Genomic DNA, 16,120 nt, shown 5'->3' with positions numbered 1-16,120 from the left:
CGCGCGATCCGAGGCCTGATGCGGTTCCGTGCCGGAGCGTCGCTGAACCCCACATTCCGGTTCGCTCGCGACGCGGCCGTACGATGCTTCGATGCCCCTTCCGAAAGCCGAACTGCACCTGCACGTCGAAGGCACCCTGGAGCCGGAGCTGGCCTTCGAGCTGGCCGCGCGCAACGGCGTGGCGCTGCCGTACGCCGACACCGACGAACTGCGCAAGGCCTACCGGTTCGAGGACCTGCAGTCCTTCCTGAACCTGTACTACGAACTCATGGCCGTGCTGCGCACCGAGCGGGACTTCGAGGACCTGGCGAACGCCTACCTCGCCCGCGCCGCCGCGCAGGGCGTGCGGCACGCGGAGATCTTCTTCGACCCGCAGGCCCACACGGCCCGGGGCGTCGCGATGGGCACGGTCGTCGAGGGGCTGTGGCGGGCGCTGGGCCGCAGCGAGCAGAACCACGGCGTCTCCACCCGGCTGATCATGTGCTTCCTGCGGGACCAGAGCGCCGAGTCGGCGATGGAGACCCTGCGGGCCGCCCGGCCCCACCTGGGCCGGATCACGGGCGTCGGCCTGGACTCGGCGGAGGTCGGGCACCCGCCGGGGGCGTTCCGCGAGGTGTACGAGGCCGCCGCCGCGCTCGGTCTGCGGCGGGTCGCGCACGCGGGCGAGGAGGGCCCGCCGGAGTACATCACCGAGGCGCTGGACGTGCTCGGCGTGGAACGCGTCGACCACGGGCTGCGCTGCCTGGAGGACCCGGCGCTGGTCGACCGCCTCGTGCGCGGGCGGATCCCGCTGACCCTCTGCCCCCTGTCCAACGTCCGGCTGCGCGCGGTCGGCACCCTCGCCGACCACCCCCTGCCCGCCATGCTGGACGCCGGCCTGCTGTGCACGGTCAACTCCGACGACCCGGCGTACTTCGGCGGCTACGTCGGCGACACCTTCGACGCCGTGCGCGACACCCTCGCCCTGACCGAGGACCGCCTGCGGGAACTGGCCCGCAACTCCTTCCTCGCCGCCTTCCTGGAGCACGACGAGGAGCGGCGGGCGCGGTACCTGGCGGAGGTCGAGGCGTACGAGTTCCCGTAGCCGTCGGAGGGCGGGCCGGACGACGGCGGACCGGTGCCGCCGGGCGTCCGGGCCGCCCTCGTGTCAGACGGTGGCGGCCGCCGGTGCGGCGGCCGCGTGCCGCGGGCCGGCCGTGTCGTAGGCCGGCTGCTCGGGCACGGCGAAGCCGTCCACCGGGATCTCCACCACCGGCTGCTCCGGCGCGCCCACCTGCGGGACCGCGCCCGTCGGGGTGCCGGCGGAGGCGGCGAGCACGGCGGCCGGGGTGCCCCCGCGGCGGCGGACCGTGCCGGCCAGCAGCGGGCGTCCGCCGGTGTGCAGCGCGACGGCGGTCATCGGCAGGGCGACCACCAGCAGCCCGGCGGCCAGCACCGCGCCCATGACCGGGAAGCCGGCCTGCGCGGACAGGACGCTCCCGGTCAGCGGGCCCGCCGCCGTGCCCAGCGACGACGCCGAGCCGACGAGCACCGCCCAGCGCCCGCGCGGGTCGAGGGAGGCGGCGAGGCCGATCAGGTAGGACAGGACGACCGGGTAGACGGTGTTCCAGGCGATCTCGCCCGCGGCGAAGGTGGTGAGGTCGGTCGCCGACGCGCTCAGCGCGATGAAGGCCGCGATGAACGCCGTGCCCACCCCGATGGGCAGGGCCCGCCCGAGCCGTGGGCCGAGCGCGCCGGCGCCGACCACGCCGAGCAGCCCGGCGCCGAGCGCCGCCGCGAAGACCTGACCGACGGTCACCTCGGAGAGGTGCGCCTGGTCGAGGCCGATGCGGCCGCTGACGCCCCACAGGGAGTTCTGGGCGAGGGACCAGCACAGCATGGCGGCGGCGAGGAGGATCCCGGAGCGCCGGTGCGGCAGCAGCCGCGCGGTGCCGGCGGGAGCGGCCGCGGGCCGGCCGGTGCCGATGGCGTGGGCCGGCGCGGCCTTCCGCGCGGGCAGCCGGCCGGTGAGCGGCCAGACGGCGAGCGCGGTGAGCGCGATCGCGGCGGGTGGCAGCCCGTGGCCCGCGCCGAGGTGCGGCACCGCCAGGTACACGACGCCCGCCAGCCCGGAGACGCTCAGCAGACCGAGCGTGGAGACGCGGTGCGGGTCCGGCTGCGCGGCGATCCCGGTGGCGGCGACCGTGGTGGCCGTACCGGAACCGAACCCGCCGACGACCAGCCCGGCGATCACCAGTGGCACGGTGCCGGTGAGCGCGGCCCCGCCGTACCCGAGGACGGCGAGCGCGAGTCCGGCGCGGGCGAGGGTGCGGGCCCCGATCCGCTCGACCCGGGAGGCCAGCAGGAAACCGGCGGAGGCGGAACTCAGCAGCAGCGCGCTGCCGACGGCCCCGGCCTGCGTGGCGGACAGGGGCAGTGCTCCGTCGAGCCGTCCGACGGTCGTCGGCAGCAGGTAGGACGCGAGGTACCCGGCGGTGAAGAGGGCGACGAGGGGCCAGAGGATGGTGCGGGGGGCGGACACGGGCGTTCCCAGGGCGTGCGAAAGGAGCGGCTTGGAAAATGAGGGGGAAGGGGCGCCGACCGTCGACTGACAGGAACGCGCAAGCCATTTGTATCAAGCAGCTACCTGGGCGAACGCACCGGGGAAATGTGATCTCCAGCACGTTCTGTTTGCCGACCGTGTCGAGGGGTAAGAGCGAGCGCTTCGCCCGTCACGTCCCGGCGGAGCCGGCACGCGAACCGCCCCTTCCCGACCGCCCCTTCCGGTCCGCCCCCTTCGCCCGCTCCGTCCTTCCGTTTTCCGCCGCACGCCCGCTCCGTCCTTCCGTTTTCCGCCGCGCGTCCGCGCCGTCCCGGCCGACGGCCGCTGTTCCGGCGGACGCCCGTTGACGGGGTCCGTTCGTCGATCTGGGCAGTCCGAGGACGCGCTCACCCAGCGCCTCGCCTTCGACGGCGGCAGGGTCGCCGTGCCGGACGCCCCCGGCCTCGGCGTCGAGCTGGACCGCGACCGGCTGGCGGCGCTGCACCGCAGGTGGGTCGAGGACGACGGCTCGTACAGGGACCGGGACGACGCCGCCGCCCTGCGGGTCGCCGACCCGGCCCGGGTGACCCCCTCGGTGCCCCGCTGGCAGGACCCGGCCGGCGCGCCGCGCGGGGGGCGGCGGGGGCGGGTCCGCCGACACAGGCCCCCGGTCCCGGGACCGAACGGGGCCCCGGCCCGGCGGTGTGGTGCACACTGGCCGGACCGCACCACGTCAGGGAGCACACCGTGACCGCGTCCAACGCGTCCACCGGAGAGGGACCGCAGTACCAGGAGTACATCGTCGGAACACCGCACGGCCACGCCCAGGTCGACCCCCTGGCGGCCGTGCGCACGCCGGACGACCCGCCCTGGGACGTCTATCTCACGGGCCCCGTCTTCCTCGACATCATCTTCACCGGACTCGACACCGCCCCCGTGCGCGGGACCGAGTCCTGGGCGCGGGGCATGGGGTCCAGTCCCGGCGGCGTGGCGAACATGGCGACCGCGCTGGCCCGCCTCGGCCTGCGCACGTCGCTGGCGGCGCCCTTCGGCGACGACCACTACGGCGAGTACTGCTGGGACGCGCTGGAGCAGGGCGAGGGCATCGACCTGTCCCCTTCGCGGGTCGTGCCCGGCTGGCACTCGCCGGTCACCGTCTCCATGGCCTACGAGGGCGAGCGCACGATGGTCTCCCACGGTCACGAGCCGCCCCCGGACGAGCCCGTGCCCGACCGCCCGCCCCGCGCGCGGGCCGCCGTCGCCTCGCTGACGCCGGGCAAGCGCGCCCCCTGGATCGCGGAGGCCGCCCGCGAGGGCACCCGCGTCTTCGCGGACGTCGGCTGGGACGAAACGGGGGTGTGGGACCTGGCGGGCCTCGCCGACCTGGAGCACTGCGAGGCGTTCCTGCCCAACGCCGAGGAGGCGATGCGCTACACGGGCGCCGGCTGTCCGCGGGCCGCCGCGCACGCCCTCACGGAGTACGTGCCCGTGGCCGTGGTCACCCTCGGCGCGGAGGGCGCCTACGCCGTCGACCGGCGCACGGGGGAGTCCGCCGAGGTCCCGGCGATCGCGGTGGAGGCCCTGGACCCCACGGGGGCGGGGGACGTCTTCGTCGCCGGCTTCGTCACCGGCACCCTGGCCGGCTGGCCGCTGGCCGACCGGCTCGCCTTCGCGGGTCTCACCGCCGCGCTGTCCGTCCAGGAGTTCGGCGGTTCCCTGTCGGCCCCCGGCTGGTCCGAAGTCGCCGCGTGGTGGCGCAGGGTGCAGTCCGTGCCGGGCCAGGACCCGGCGGCCCTGCGGCGGTACGCGTTCCTTCAGGAGCTGCTCCCCGACGGGTGCGCCGAGGCGTGGCCGCGGCGGCGGGCCGTGCCGACCATCGGCTTCCCCCGCAGGTCGTCGTGAGCCGGCGCCACGGGGCCGCGTCCCCGGGCCCGGCCCGCCCGCCGTACGCGCGGGACACGGAGCGCTCGCCGGGGCCGGGGCAGCCGGTCGTCCTGCCGCGCTCGCCGGGTGCGTGCGCCCGTACGCCCGCGTCCCGTCCGGCCGCCACCGCCGTACCGGTGCGCCTCCTCATACCGGCCTGACCGACCGGGCCCCGGCTACCGGCCCGACCGACCGGACCAGCCCTGACCGGCTCGGCCAACCGGGTGGGTCCGACCGGTCCGACCGGCTCGACCGGACCAGCCCTGACCGGGTCGGTCCGACCGGCCCGACCGGCCCGACCGGCCCGGGCGACCCGTAGCCGGATCCGGTCCCCGTCCGCCCCACCATCCCTGCCCGCCGCCCGGGACGCGTCCCCGAACGCGTGTCCGGGACCCGACCGCGCCCATGGACACGTGACGTTTCCTGCTCAAGCATCGACGGAATCAAGCACGTACGGAATCAAGCACGTTCTTGCATCGACGCCCGACGGCCCGGCCCCCGCCCGCCCCGGCCGCCGTCGGCAGGCACGGACAGGTACCGCCAGGCACGGACAAGCGCCGACAGGTACCGCCAGGCACGGACCGGCACGCCCCGCATCGCATCCCGCAGGACCCTCAGGATCCCTCCGTCGAAGGAAATGCGTCGTGCGCAGACGAACACGCGGCCTCACAGCGCTGCTCGCCGCCTACTTGCCGACCCTCGCCCTGCCCGCCGTCCTCACCGCACCGGTGCAGGCGGCCGCAGCCGCGCCCGCCGCCGTCCGGGCTCCCCGGGTCACCGCCTCCGCCGACGGCCTCACCCTGACGGTCCCGCCGAGCGCCGGCGCCCCGGGCTATGCCGTGGACGTGACGACCGCTCAACTGCGGCTGACCACCAGCCGTTCGGGGGCCGGCGTCCTGGCCACCGCGGGCGGCGGCACCGGCGCCCTGCGCTTCCGGGCGGACGGCGCCTGGCAGCACGCCACCCGGGTCACCGGCTGGTCCTGGAAGGACGGCGTCCTCGCGCTGACCGCCGACACGACCGCCGCCGGCGCCACCGTGCGGGCCCGGGTCACCCCGTCCGCCGACCGCTACCAGCTCGACTGGCAGGTCGAGGGGGCCACCCCCGACCGGCTCGGGCTCGCCTACGACCTCGCCTCCGCCGGGCACTGGTACGGACACGGCGAGGCCCAGACGCCCAAGGGCGGCCCGTACACCGACCAGCCCTGGCCGCTGGACAGCGGAGAGGTCACGCACCCGGCCTTCGGCCCGGCGTCGTACCACATGATCGACCCGTTCTGGTTCACGGCGAGCGCGGCCGGACTGCGCGTCGACACCGGGCAGCTCATGGACGTGGCCCTCAACGAGGGCGGAGACGGCCTCGGCCGCTTCGACGTCCGCTCCGCCGACCCGTACCGGGCGACCGTCTTCGTGGAGTCCGCGCCGCTGGAGGTCTACCGCGACTACGTCGGCATCATGGGGAAGCCGGCCCGGAGCGACGCCACGTACGAGCAGTACGCGCGACCCGTCTGGAACTCCTGGGCGCAGTTCTACACCCGCGTCGACCAGGCCGGGCTGGTCGACTACGCGCGGGACCTGCACGCGGCCGGCCTGACCGGGCACACGCTCCAGCTCGACGACAAGTGGGAGTCCGACTACGGGAACATGACCTTCGACGCGGCGGCGTACCCGGACCCCCGCGCGATGTCCCGCACGATCCACGGCCTCGGCTTCGACTTCGGGCTGTGGGTGACCCTGTGGATCAACCTGACCTCCGACTCCTACCAGTACGCCGCGGACCACGGCTACCTGCTCCAGGACGCGGCCGGCACCGGCAGGCCCTGCACCGTCACCTGGTGGAACGGCACGGCCGGCATCGTCGACCTCGCCGACCCGGACGCCCGGGCCTGGTACACCGGCCGGCTGCGGACCCTGATGGGCGACTACGGCATCGACGGCCTGAAGTTCGACACCCGCTTCTTCGACGACAAGTGCGCCCCGCACGAGGGCTACCGGCCCACCGACTACCAGCGGCTCGGCGCCGAACTCGCCGACGAGTTCGACCTGCAGGGCGTCGGCATCCGCGTCCACTGGGACGCCGCCGCGCACCGGGCCGGGTTCGTCACCCGCCAGGTGGACAAGGGCACCGGCTGGGACTCGCTGCGCGCCTCCGTCACCCAGAACCTCGCCCTGTCCACGATCGGCTACCCGTTCGTGACCACCGACATGATCGGCGGCTCGAGCACCCAGCCCGCGCCCACCAAGCAGGTGCTGGTGCGCTGGGCGCAGTCGGCCGCCCTCCAGCCGCTGATGTACTCCTCCACGTCACCCGTCGACACCGTCGACGTGACGACCGGCCGGAAGGTCACCTACGACCAGGAGACCGCCGACCTCTACCGCGCGGCCGCCGCCCGCCACGAACGGCTCGCCCCCTACATCTGGGACCAGGTCCAACGGACGCTCAGGACCGGCGACCCCGTCATGCGGCCGCTGTTCTTCGACTTCCCGCGGGACACGGCGGCCTACACGGTCGCCGACGAGTGGATGCTCGGCCCGGCGGTCCTGGCGGCCCCGCAGCTCGCCGACCGCACGGCCCGCACGGTCCACCTGCCCGCGGGCAGGTGGCACGACGTGCACCGCGGCACGGTGGTCCGCGGCCCGAGGACCCTCACCGGCTACGCCACCCCGCTGGGCGTCACGCCGGTCTTCGTCAGGAGCGGCGCCCCGGGCGCCGACAAGGCGCTGCGCGCCCTGCGGGAGGGATGACGCCGGCGCGGTGTCCGCGGGCCTCCTCCCGCACCCGGGGCGCCGTCCCGGCCCGGCGCCCGGACGGAGCACCCCGCACGGCATGAACCGCCCGTTCGGGGGCATCCACCAGTTCCGGGGACGGGGCCGCGGTCCGGGGGACGTCCGGCCGGGCCGGAACCGGTGTCCGGGCGCCGCCGGCCCCCGGCAGGACCACCCGGAGGGCGGCGGCCGGGCCATCCCGGCCCCGAAAACTCCTTCGGCCCCGTCAGCCCCCTGGGCGTACCCTGGGAACCGCGAGGCCGCCCTCAGCTACGCGGCCGTGACGAGGAGGAACCGCAGGCCTTAAGCGCCGGCCCATGACTCAGACACCCATGACCAGCACCCCCGCGCAGGGACAGGCGAGAGCACAGTTCACCGTCCCCGCCCAGCACCCCATGGTGACCGTCCTGGGGTCCGGCGACTCCCTGCTGCGTGTCATCGAGAGGGCCTTCCCGGGGGCCGACATCCATGTCCGGGGCAACGAGATCAGCGCGGTGGGCGCGCCGGCGGACGTCGCCCTGATCCAGCGCGTGTTCGACGAGATGATGCTGGTGCTCCGCACCGGACAGCCGATGACGGAGGACGCAGTGGAACGCTCGATCGCCATGCTCAAGGCGAGCGAGAGCGGAGAGCACGACGGCCTGGAGACCCCGGCCGAGGTCCTGACGCAGAACATCCTGTCCTCGCGCGGCCGGACCATCCGCCCCAAGACGCTCAACCAGAAGCGGTACGTCGACGCCATCGACAGGCACACCGTCGTCTTCGGCATCGGCCCGGCGGGCACCGGCAAGACCTACCTCGCCATGGCCAAGGCGGTGCAGGCCCTGCAGTCCAAGCAGGTCAACCGCATCATCCTCACCCGTCCGGCGGTGGAGGCGGGCGAGCGCCTGGGCTTCCTCCCGGGCACCCTCTACGAGAAGATCGACCCCTACCTGCGCCCGCTCTACGACGCGCTGCACGACATGATCGACCCCGACTCGATCCCCCGGCTGATGGCCGCGGGCACGATCGAGGTCGCCCCGCTGGCGTACATGCGCGGCCGGACGCTCAACGACGCCTTCATCATCCTGGACGAGGCCCAGAACACGAGCCCCGAGCAGATGAAGATGTTCCTCACCCGGCTCGGCTTCGACTCGAAGATCGTCATCACGGGTGACGTGACCCAGGTGGACCTGCCCACCGGCACCAAGTCCGGTCTGCGCCAGGTCCAGGAGATCCTGGAGGGCGTCGAGGACGTCCACTTCTCCCGGCTGTCCTCGCGGGACGTCGTACGGCACAAGCTGGTGGGCCGTATTGTCGACGCCTACGAGCAGTACGACAGCAGGCACGGCACGCAGGACGGCGCCCCCAAGGGCGGCGCCCACGGCAGGGCCGCCGCACACGGGCACAAGGGGAAGTAGACCAGCACGACCATGTCGATCGACGTCAACAACGAGTCCGGAACCGAGGTCGACGAGCAGGCGATCCTCGACATCGCCCGCTACGCACTCGCGCGGATGCGCATCCACCCGCTCTCCGAGCTCTCGGTGATCGTCGTGGACGCCGACGCCATGGAGCAGCTGCACATCCAGTGGATGGACCTGCCGGGGCCGACGGACGTCATGTCCTTCCCGATGGACGAGCTGCGTCCGCCGTCGAAGGACGACGACGAGCCCCCGCAGGGCCTCCTCGGCGACATCGTGCTCTGCCCCGAGGTCGCCGCGAGGCAGGGCGCCGAGGCACCCACGGGGCACACCATGGACGAGGAGCTCCAGCTGCTCACCGTCCACGGTGTGCTGCACCTGCTCGGCTACGACCACGAGGAACCGGACGAGAAGGCCGAGATGTTCGGCCTGCAGGCCGCCATCGTGGACGGCTGGCGCGCGGAGAGGGGCCTGACCGGCCCGTCCCCGGCTCCCACCGTGTCATGAGCCCCCAGATCGTCGTCGGCGCGATCGCCCTGGTGGTCGTCGCCTGGCTCGCCGCCTGCGCGGAGGCGGGCCTGGCCCGCGTCTCCAGCTTCCGCGCCGAGGAGGCCGTCAAGTCCGGCCGCCGCGGCAGCGCCGGGCTCGCCCAGGTCGCCGCGGACCCGACGCGCTACCTCAACGTGGCGCTGCTGGTCCGCGTCACCTGTGAGATGGCCGCGGCGGCGCTGGTCACGTACGCCTGCCTGCGGGAGTTCCCCAGCACGGGCGAGGCCCTCGCCGTCGCCATCGCCGTCATGGTCCTGGTGTCGTACGTCGCCGTCGGGGTCTCCCCGCGCACCATCGGGCGCCAGCACCCGCTGAACACGGCCACGGCGGCGGCGTACGTGCTGCTGCCGCTCGCCCGGATCATGGGGCCGGTCCCGTCGCTGCTGATCCTCATCGGCAACGCGCTCACGCCCGGCAAGGGCTTCCGCCGCGGTCCGTTCGCCTCCGAGGCGGAACTGCGCGCGCTGGTCGACCTCGCCGAGCAGGAGTCGCTGATCGAGGACGAGGAGCGCCGGATGGTGCACTCGGTGTTCGAGCTCGGCGACACCCTCGTCCGCGAGGTCATGGTCCCGCGCACCGACCTGGTGGTGATCGAGCGCTACAAGACGATCCGCCAGGCCCTCACCCTCGCCCTGCGCTCCGGTTTCTCGCGCATCCCGGTCACCGGGGAGAGCGAGGACGACATCGTCGGGATCGTGTACCTGAAGGACCTCGCCCGCAAGACGCACATCAGCCGGGACGCCGAGAGCGAGCTGGTGTCCACCGCGATGCGCCCGGCCGTCTTCGTGCCCGACACCAAGAACGCCGGCGACCTGCTGCGCGAGATGCAGAAGGAGCGCAACCACGTCGCCGTCGTCATCGACGAGTACGGCGGCACGGCCGGCATCGTCACCATCGAGGACATCGTCGAGGAGATCGTCGGCGAGATCACCGACGAGTACGACCGCGAGCTGCCGCCGGTGGAGGACCTCGGCGGCGACCGGTACCGGGTGACGGCCCGCCTCGACATCACCGACCTCGGCGAGCTGTACGGCCTGGAGGAGTACGACGACGAGGACGTGGAGACCGTCGGCGGCCTGCTGGCCAAGGCCCTGGGCCGGGTGCCGATCGCCGGGGCGTCGTCCTCGGTGGAGCTCCCCGACAGCCGGAAGCTGCGGCTGACGGCGGAGGCGGCGGCCGGCCGGCGGAACAAGATCGTGACGGTCCTGGTGGAGCCGGTGGCCGCGGCCGGCCCGGCCGGGGACGAGGAGGAGAAGGCGGAATGAGGCGGCCGGGCGGGGCCGGGGGCGGGCAGCGGGCATGAGCCCGGAGGAGCTGCGCGCGCTCTGCCTGTCCTTCGACGCGGCGGTGGAGGACTTCCCCTTCGACGCGGAGACGTCCGTCTTCAAGGTGGGGGGCAGGCTGTTCGCCCTGACGAACCTCGGCACCCGCCCGCTGAGGGTCAACCTCAAGTGCGACCCGGAGGACGCGGTCCGGCTGCGCGCCGAGTACGCGGGCCTGATCGTCCCGGGCTGGCACATGAACAAGCGCCACTGGAACACCGTCACGGCCGACGGCACCCTCCCCGACCGCCTGGTCCGGGAGCTGGTCGAGGACTCCTACGACCTGGTGGTGGCGAAGCTGCCCCGTGCCGAGCGCCTCCGTCTCGACCGGCCGTGAGGGACGGCCGCCCGCGCCGGTCCCGATGAGCCGCCCGGGGGCGGCGGCCTCCCCGGACGGTCCCGTCCCGTCGCGGCCCGAGGGTCCGTGCCGCCGGCCCCGGGGGGTCGCGTGCGGGGCGACCGACCCGTGGCGGTGCGCGTGGGGCGGGCCTCCGTATGCTCGGGACATGACCGACAGCAACGCGCTCACCGCCGAGGACCGCAAGATCGTCACCCTGGCCCGCTCGGTGCGGGCCCGCAACGGCGTGCCGGAGGGCGCGGCCGTGCGGGACGAGACCGGCCGTACGTACGCCGCCGGATCGGTGCATCTCCCGTCGCTCCGGCTGAGCGCCCTGCAGACGGCGGTGGCGATGGCGGTGGCGTCCGGGGCGACGTCGCTGGAGGCGGCGGCGGTCGTCAGCGAGGCCGAGGGCGTCGCGCCCGAGGACCGCGCGGCCGTGGGCGACCTCGGCGGACCGGAGACGCCGGTGCTGCTGGCCGGCCCCGACGGCGCCGTCCGGCTGACCGTCCCGGCGGGGTCCGGGCAGTAGCGCGCGCACGGGGACGACGGACCGGGGCTGCCGGGCGGCCCCCGGAACGGTGCCCGCACGGGCCGGGTCCCGCCCGCGCCGGGCCGGTCCCTACAGGGCGTCCGGTCCGCGCTCGCCCGTGCGGACGCGGACGACCGTGTCGACGGGCACGGTCCACACCTTGCCGTCGCCGATCCTCCCCGTCCGCGCGGCCCCGACGACCGCGTCGACGACGGCTTCCGCGTCGGCGTCCTCGACGACGACCTCGATGCGGACCTTGGGCACGAGGTCGACCCGGTACTCGGCGCCGCGGTAGACCTCCGTGTGGCCGCCCTGGCGGCCGCAGCCGCTCGCCTCGGTCACCGTCAGACCCCGGACGCCGAGCTCCCGCAGCGCGGTCCTGACCTCGTCGAGGCGGTGCGGCTTGACCACCGCGGTGATGAGCTTCATGCCTGGGTGCCGGCCTTCCGGGCGGAGGAGACGGTGGGCGGCGAGCCGTTCGGCGCGCCCGGCCCAGCACTCCGTGATCGTAGGCGGTCCCTCCGCGCGCCGTCAGGCCGAGGGGCGGCTCGCGCGGACACCACGCCGGGGAAGGAGGCGGTGACTTTCCGTGTCGGCGGGGGCCTGCCGGGGCCACGCCGCGGCGGCCCGGTGGGATCGGTGCGGCCGGTGGTGCGGCGGGGCTTTCCGGATCAGGGACAATGGGCGGCATGAGCGTTCGTACCCAGTCATCCGAGCAGCCGGCCGAGGCTGCCCACCGGGCCGGCTTCGCGTGTTTCGTGGGCCGCCCCAACGCGGGCAAGTCCACCCTCACGAACGCTCTGGTCGGGCAGAAGGTGGCGATCACCTCCAACCGCCCCCAGACCACGCGGCACACGGTGCGGGGCATCGTGCACCGCGAGGAGGCGCAGCTGATCCTGGTGGACACGCCGGGGCTGCACAAGCCGCGCACGCTGCTCGGGGAGCGGCTCAACGACGTCGTGCGGACGACGTGGGCGGAGGTCGACGTGATCGGCTTCTGCCTGCCGGCCGACCAGAAGCTCGGCCCCGGCGACCGCTTCATCGCCAAGGAGCTGGCGGGGATCAGGAAGACGCCGAAGGTCGCCGTCGTCACCAAGACCGACCTGGTGGACTCCAAGGCGCTCGCCGAGCAGCTGATCGCGATCGACCGGCTGGGCGAGGAGCTGGGCATCACCTGGGCCGAGATCGTGCCGGTGTCCGCCACCGCGGGCCGGCAGGTGGACCTGCTGGCGGACCTGCTGATCCCGCTGCTGCCCGAGGGCCCGGCGCTCTACCCGGAGGGCGACCTCACGGACGAGCCCGAGCAGGTCATGGTCGCCGAGCTGATCCGTGAGGCGGCGCTGGAGGGCGTCCGGGACGAGCTGCCGCACTCGATCGCGGTGGTGGTGGAGGAGATGCTGCCGCGGGAGGACCGGCCGGCGGACAAGCCGCTGCTGGACATCCACGCCAACGTCTTCATCGAACGGCCGAGCCAGAAGGGGATCGTCATCGGCCCCAAGGGCAAGCGGCTGAAGGAGGTCGGGATCAAGTCCCGCAAGCAGATCGAGGCGCTGCTGGGGACGCCGGTCTTCCTCGACCTGCACGTCAAGGTCGCCAAGGACTGGCAGCGGGACCCCAAGCAGCTGCGGCGGCTCGGCTTCTGAGGTTCCCCGGCCCGCCTCCCGGGCGGGCCGCGGCCTCGTCCCGCGGCTGCCCGGGCGTACGTGCGCGGGGCGGCACGCGCCGCACCTGTGCCGGGCGGCGCCGTCAGGCGCGCTGCGCCCGCAGGACGTCCCGGAACCAGCCGTACGACGCCTTCGGGGTCCGGGTCAGTCTCGCGGGGTCCGCGAAGTCCACGTGCACCAGGCCGAAGCGGCGCGTGTACCCCTCCGCCCACTCGAAGTTGTCCAGCAGCGACCACACGAAGTAGCCGCGCACGTCGACGCCCGCCTCCATCGCCCGGTGCAGCGCCCGGATGTGGCCGTCGAGGTAGGCGATGCGGTGCTGGTCGTCGAGTCCCTCGTACGAGCAGCCGTTCTCGGTGACGATCACCGGGGGGAGCCGGTCGCCGTAGTGGTCGCTCAGGCCCGTGAGCAGTTCCGTCAGGCCCTCCGGCACCACCGGCCAGCCGGAGTCGGTCAGCGGGCGGCCCTCGACCGGCCGCAGGGAGAAGGGCAGTCCGGAGGGCAGGTGCACGCCGCCGGCGTCGGTCGCGGCCTCCTGCGGGGCACCCACCCGCGCGGGCGCGTAGTAGTTGACGCCGTACCAGTCGACCGGTTCCGCGATGACCTCCAGGTCGGACGCGACCCGCTCCGCGGTCCCCGGCATCAGCTCGCCGACGCCGTCCGGGTAGCGGCCCAGCAGCAGGGGGTCCGCGAACAGGCGGTTCAGCAGGACGTCGTAGAACTCCGCCGCCTCCCGGTCGGCCGCCTCGTCCGACGCCGGCCAGGTCGGCCCGTGCGAGTTGGCGATCCCGATGTCCGCGGCCCCGGCCGCGCGCAGCGCCCGCACCGCCAGCCCGTGGGCGAGCAGCTGGTGGTGGGCGGCCGGCAGCGCGTCGAACAGCAGCCGCCTGCCGGGCGCGTGCACGCCCAGCGCGTGGCCCAGCAGGGTGTGCTCGGCGGGTTCGTTGAGGGTGATCCAGCGGGAGACGCGGTCGCCGAGCCGGTCGGCCACCACCGACACGTACGCGGCGAAGCGTGCGGCCGTGTCCCGGTCCAGCCAGTCCAGCCGCGCGGGCAGGTCCCAGTGGAACAGCGTCGGCACGGGCCGTACGCCCGCCGCGCACAGGTCGTCCACCAGCCGGTCGTAGAAGTCCAGGCCGCCGGGGGAGTCCACGCGGGGCCAGGAGACCGAGAAGCGGTAGGCGTCCACGCCGAGGCCGGCCAGGAGCGCCACGTCCTCGCGGTGGCGGTGGTAGTGGTCGCAGGCCACCGCGGCGGTCGAGCCGTCCCGCACCCGTCCCGGCTCGGCCGTGAACGCGTCCCAGACGGAGGGCGTCCGCTTGTCGGCCGCCCCCTCGATCTGATGGGCCGACGTCGACACGCCCCACAGGAAGCCGGGCGGGAACTGGGGTATCGGGTTCGTCGCCATGCGCGGATCATCCGTACCGTCGGTCGTGCGCGTCAACGTCCCTGCGGCGAAAGGCAGTTGTTCTCCCGAAGGAATGCCGGACGGCCAGGGGGCGGCGGGGCCGGGGGCAGGGCTCAGGCGCCCTCCTTCAGCACCTTCGTGACCAGCTGCCGCTGCTCCGGCGTCAGCCGCGGGTCCGCCGCGTACACCGTCCTGCCGTTCACGGTGATCTCGTAGCTGAAGCCGTCCGGGACGCCGGCGGGCGGCGTGCCCTGGCCGGTGGCCAGCACCTTCTCGGCCAGGGCCTGCCACTCGGGGGCGTCGGGCAGCCCCGAGGTGTCCACCTCGGCGTGCCGTTCGATGCCCGCGAATCCGCCCGTGCGCCTCACCTCAATACGCATGGGTCACTTCTAGTACGGAACTACAGCGTGCGCACCCCGACCTGCTCCCAGGCCTTGTTCACGGCGTCCAGTTCCTCGCCGTCGCCGAAGCGCTCGCGGGCCGCCTGGACCGTGAGGGTGGCGAAGTCCGCGAAGAGCGCGTCGTGCTTCAGCCGGCCGCCCGTCAGCACGTCGTACCAGATCTGACCGGCCCGCTCCCAGGCGTTGCCGCCGAGGGCGGTGGCGGCCAGGTAGAAGGCGTGGTTGGGGATGCCGGAGTTGATGTGGACCCCGCCGTTGTCGCGGCCGGTGCGGACGAAGTCGTCCATCGTGGCCGGCTGCGGGTCCTTGCCGAGGACGTCGTCGTCGTAGGCGGTGCCCGGCGCCTTCATCGAGCGCAGCCCCGCGCCGGTGACGCGCGGGGCGAGCAGGCCCGCGCCGATCAGCCAGTCGGCCTCCGCGGCGGTCTGACCGAGCGCGTACTGCTTGATCAGCGAGCCGAAGACGTCGGAGAGCGACTCGTTGAGGGCACCGGGCTGGCCGAAGTAGGTCAGGTTCGCCGTGTACTGGGTGACGCCGTGGGTCAGCTCGTGGCCGATGACGTCGATCGGCAGGGTGAAGTCGAGGAAGATCTCGCCGTCACCGTCGCCGAACACCATCTGCTCGCCGTTCCAGAAGGCGTTGTTGTACTGCTCGCCGTAGTGGACGCTGGCAGTCAGCGGCAGGCCGCCGCCGTCGATCGAGTCCCGCTCGAACGCCGTCAGGTACAGCTCGAAGGTGGCGCCGAGGCCGTCGTAGGCGCGGTTGACGGTGGCGTCCCCGGTCTCCCCGTCGCCCTCGCCCCTGACCTTCCGGCCGGGCAGCTCCATGTGGTGCCTGAGGTCGTGGATGGTCCGGTGCGGTCTGCCGGCCTCCGCGCCCGCCGGCGGGGCCACGCTCGGGGCGCCGATGACCGTGGTCAGGCGGCGGTGGGTGCGCTCGTAGGCGTCGTGTTCCAGGGTGCGGCGCGCGGGACCGGCGAGCGCGGGGTCCTCCTGCCGGGCGAGCCGGTCGAGGACGTGGGGCGGCACGATGGTGCAGAAGACGGGCTCGAAGCCCCCGTTGGTCGTCATGCCCGGCACCTTCGCACTCCGTGGCGGCAAAGTCACTACTCGCAACCACGATGAGGGAAATATAAGGGCAAGTGGGTCATTGGTTCAGGGCCGAGTGGTAAAGGTGTCACTCGCTGTGAAGGACGGCCGGCCGGCGAAGGGGTGGCTGTCGCTCCGCTTCGTCCCGCCGGTTCCGCATGCTGGACGGCCCCGCGCGACCGGGCGCGGCTCGGCTAGGCTGCGGGG

At 74.0% G+C, this 16,120-nt stretch carries 14 protein-coding genes and 1 pseudogene; 10 read left to right on the top strand and 5 right to left on the bottom strand.

Annotation, left to right across the window (positions count from 1 at the left end; genetic code table 11):
* The first annotated feature begins 91 nt into the window (after positions 1–91).
* The gene (locus ABZ920_RS12065; RefSeq protein WP_361502155.1) at positions 92–1,084 is read left to right on the top strand and encodes an adenosine deaminase; all 993 of its coding nucleotides are present in this window, start codon (positions 92–94) and stop codon (positions 1,082–1,084) included.
* A gap of 63 nt (positions 1,085–1,147) precedes the next feature.
* Here ABZ920_RS12065 and ABZ920_RS12060 read toward each other — a convergent pair whose 3' ends face one another.
* A complete protein-coding gene (locus ABZ920_RS12060; protein ID WP_361502152.1) occupies positions 1,148–2,521 on the bottom strand; it encodes an MFS transporter in 1,374 nt (457 codons plus the stop codon).
* Positions 2,522–2,912: 391 nt separating this feature from the next.
* Here ABZ920_RS12060 and ABZ920_RS12055 point away from each other — a divergent pair.
* The 8 genes and pseudogenes from ABZ920_RS12055 to ABZ920_RS12020 form a co-directional block, all read left to right on the top strand.
* Positions 2,913–3,272 (top strand): annotated as a pseudogene (locus ABZ920_RS12055) (glucarate dehydratase); the annotation flags it as partial.
* Between the two features lie 47 nt (positions 3,273–3,319).
* A complete protein-coding gene (locus tag ABZ920_RS12050; protein WP_361502306.1) occupies positions 3,320–4,423 on the top strand; it encodes a PfkB family carbohydrate kinase in 1,104 nt (367 codons plus the stop codon).
* A gap of 665 nt (positions 4,424–5,088) precedes the next feature.
* On the top strand, positions 5,089–7,188 hold the full coding sequence (locus ABZ920_RS12045) for a glycoside hydrolase family 31 protein (protein WP_361502149.1): 2,100 nt from the start codon (positions 5,089–5,091) through the stop codon (positions 7,186–7,188).
* Between the two features lie 338 nt (positions 7,189–7,526).
* Positions 7,527–8,609 carry a PhoH family protein gene (locus tag ABZ920_RS12040; protein ID WP_361502146.1) on the top strand — a complete coding sequence of 361 codons (1,083 nt, stop codon included), beginning with the start codon at positions 7,527–7,529 and terminating at the stop codon, positions 8,607–8,609.
* A gap of 12 nt (positions 8,610–8,621) precedes the next feature.
* The gene (gene ybeY, locus ABZ920_RS12035; protein WP_361502143.1) at positions 8,622–9,119 is read left to right on the top strand and encodes an rRNA maturation RNase YbeY; all 498 of its coding nucleotides are present in this window, start codon (positions 8,622–8,624) and stop codon (positions 9,117–9,119) included.
* Positions 9,116–10,426: a hemolysin family protein gene (locus ABZ920_RS12030; protein WP_361502140.1), complete on the top strand. Its 1,311-nt coding sequence runs from the start codon at positions 9,116–9,118 to the stop codon at positions 10,424–10,426. Before ybeY ends, ABZ920_RS12030 begins: the two co-directional genes overlap by 4 nt.
* A gap of 34 nt (positions 10,427–10,460) precedes the next feature.
* Entirely contained in the window at positions 10,461–10,820 is a 360-nt protein-coding gene (locus tag ABZ920_RS12025) for an MmcQ/YjbR family DNA-binding protein (RefSeq protein WP_361502137.1), read from the top strand.
* 169 nt (positions 10,821–10,989) lie between these two features.
* Entirely contained in the window at positions 10,990–11,352 is a 363-nt protein-coding gene (locus ABZ920_RS12020) for a cytidine deaminase (RefSeq protein ID WP_361502134.1), read from the top strand.
* 90 nt (positions 11,353–11,442) lie between these two features.
* Here the strand turns inward: ABZ920_RS12020 and ABZ920_RS12015 are convergent, their stop codons facing one another.
* Positions 11,443–11,781 carry a P-II family nitrogen regulator gene (locus tag ABZ920_RS12015; RefSeq protein ID WP_361502131.1) on the bottom strand — a complete coding sequence of 113 codons (339 nt, stop codon included), beginning with the start codon at positions 11,779–11,781 and terminating at the stop codon, positions 11,443–11,445.
* A 260-nt stretch (positions 11,782–12,041) separates the two neighbouring features.
* On the opposite strand from ABZ920_RS12015, the gene era reads away from it, so the two are divergent.
* Entirely contained in the window at positions 12,042–12,995 is a 954-nt protein-coding gene (gene era, locus ABZ920_RS12010; RefSeq protein WP_361502128.1) for a GTPase Era, read from the top strand.
* A 103-nt stretch (positions 12,996–13,098) separates the two neighbouring features.
* On the opposite strand, the gene ABZ920_RS12005 is transcribed toward era, so the two are convergent.
* The 3 genes from ABZ920_RS12005 to ABZ920_RS11995 form a co-directional block, all read right to left on the bottom strand.
* Positions 13,099–14,424 (bottom strand): GH1 family beta-glucosidase, encoded by a 1,326-nt coding sequence (locus ABZ920_RS12005; RefSeq protein ID WP_361502125.1) that lies wholly within the window; start codon positions 14,422–14,424, stop codon positions 13,099–13,101.
* A gap of 113 nt (positions 14,425–14,537) precedes the next feature.
* Positions 14,538–14,804 carry a protealysin inhibitor emfourin gene (locus ABZ920_RS12000; protein ID WP_361502122.1) on the bottom strand — a complete coding sequence of 89 codons (267 nt, stop codon included), beginning with the start codon at positions 14,802–14,804 and terminating at the stop codon, positions 14,538–14,540.
* Between the two features lie 20 nt (positions 14,805–14,824).
* Positions 14,825–15,895 carry a M4 family metallopeptidase gene (locus tag ABZ920_RS11995; protein ID WP_361502119.1) on the bottom strand — a complete coding sequence of 357 codons (1,071 nt, stop codon included), beginning with the start codon at positions 15,893–15,895 and terminating at the stop codon, positions 14,825–14,827.
* Between the last annotated feature and the right edge of the window lie 225 nt (positions 15,896–16,120).

The sequence above is a fragment of the Streptomyces sp. NPDC046831 genome (assembly GCF_040645305.1).
Lineage (GTDB): Bacteria > Actinomycetota > Actinomycetes > Streptomycetales > Streptomycetaceae > Streptomyces.
This window is presented reverse-complemented; position numbering and strand designations above follow the sequence as displayed.

Excerpts from the sequence above, each read along its gene's own strand:
- ABZ920_RS12000 (WP_361502122.1), bottom strand. The coding sequence starts at position 14,804 with ATGCGTATTGAGGTGAGGCGCACGGGCGGATTCGCGGGCATCGAACGG.
- ABZ920_RS12025 (WP_361502137.1), top strand. The coding sequence starts at position 10,461 with ATGAGCCCGGAGGAGCTGCGCGCGCTCTGCCTGTCCTTCGACGCGGCG.
- ABZ920_RS12065 (WP_361502155.1), top strand. The coding sequence starts at position 92 with ATGCCCCTTCCGAAAGCCGAACTGCACCTGCACGTCGAAGGCACCCTG.
- ybeY (WP_361502143.1), top strand. The coding sequence starts at position 8,622 with ATGTCGATCGACGTCAACAACGAGTCCGGAACCGAGGTCGACGAGCAG.
- era (WP_361502128.1), top strand. The coding sequence starts at position 12,042 with ATGAGCGTTCGTACCCAGTCATCCGAGCAGCCGGCCGAGGCTGCCCAC.
- ABZ920_RS12040 (WP_361502146.1), top strand. The coding sequence starts at position 7,527 with ATGACTCAGACACCCATGACCAGCACCCCCGCGCAGGGACAGGCGAGA.
- ABZ920_RS12030 (WP_361502140.1), top strand. The coding sequence starts at position 9,116 with ATGAGCCCCCAGATCGTCGTCGGCGCGATCGCCCTGGTGGTCGTCGCC.
- ABZ920_RS12015 (WP_361502131.1), bottom strand. The coding sequence starts at position 11,781 with ATGAAGCTCATCACCGCGGTGGTCAAGCCGCACCGCCTCGACGAGGTC.
- ABZ920_RS11995 (WP_361502119.1), bottom strand. The coding sequence starts at position 15,895 with ATGACGACCAACGGGGGCTTCGAGCCCGTCTTCTGCACCATCGTGCCG.
- ABZ920_RS12020 (WP_361502134.1), top strand. The coding sequence starts at position 10,990 with ATGACCGACAGCAACGCGCTCACCGCCGAGGACCGCAAGATCGTCACC.
- ABZ920_RS12005 (WP_361502125.1), bottom strand. The coding sequence starts at position 14,424 with ATGGCGACGAACCCGATACCCCAGTTCCCGCCCGGCTTCCTGTGGGGC.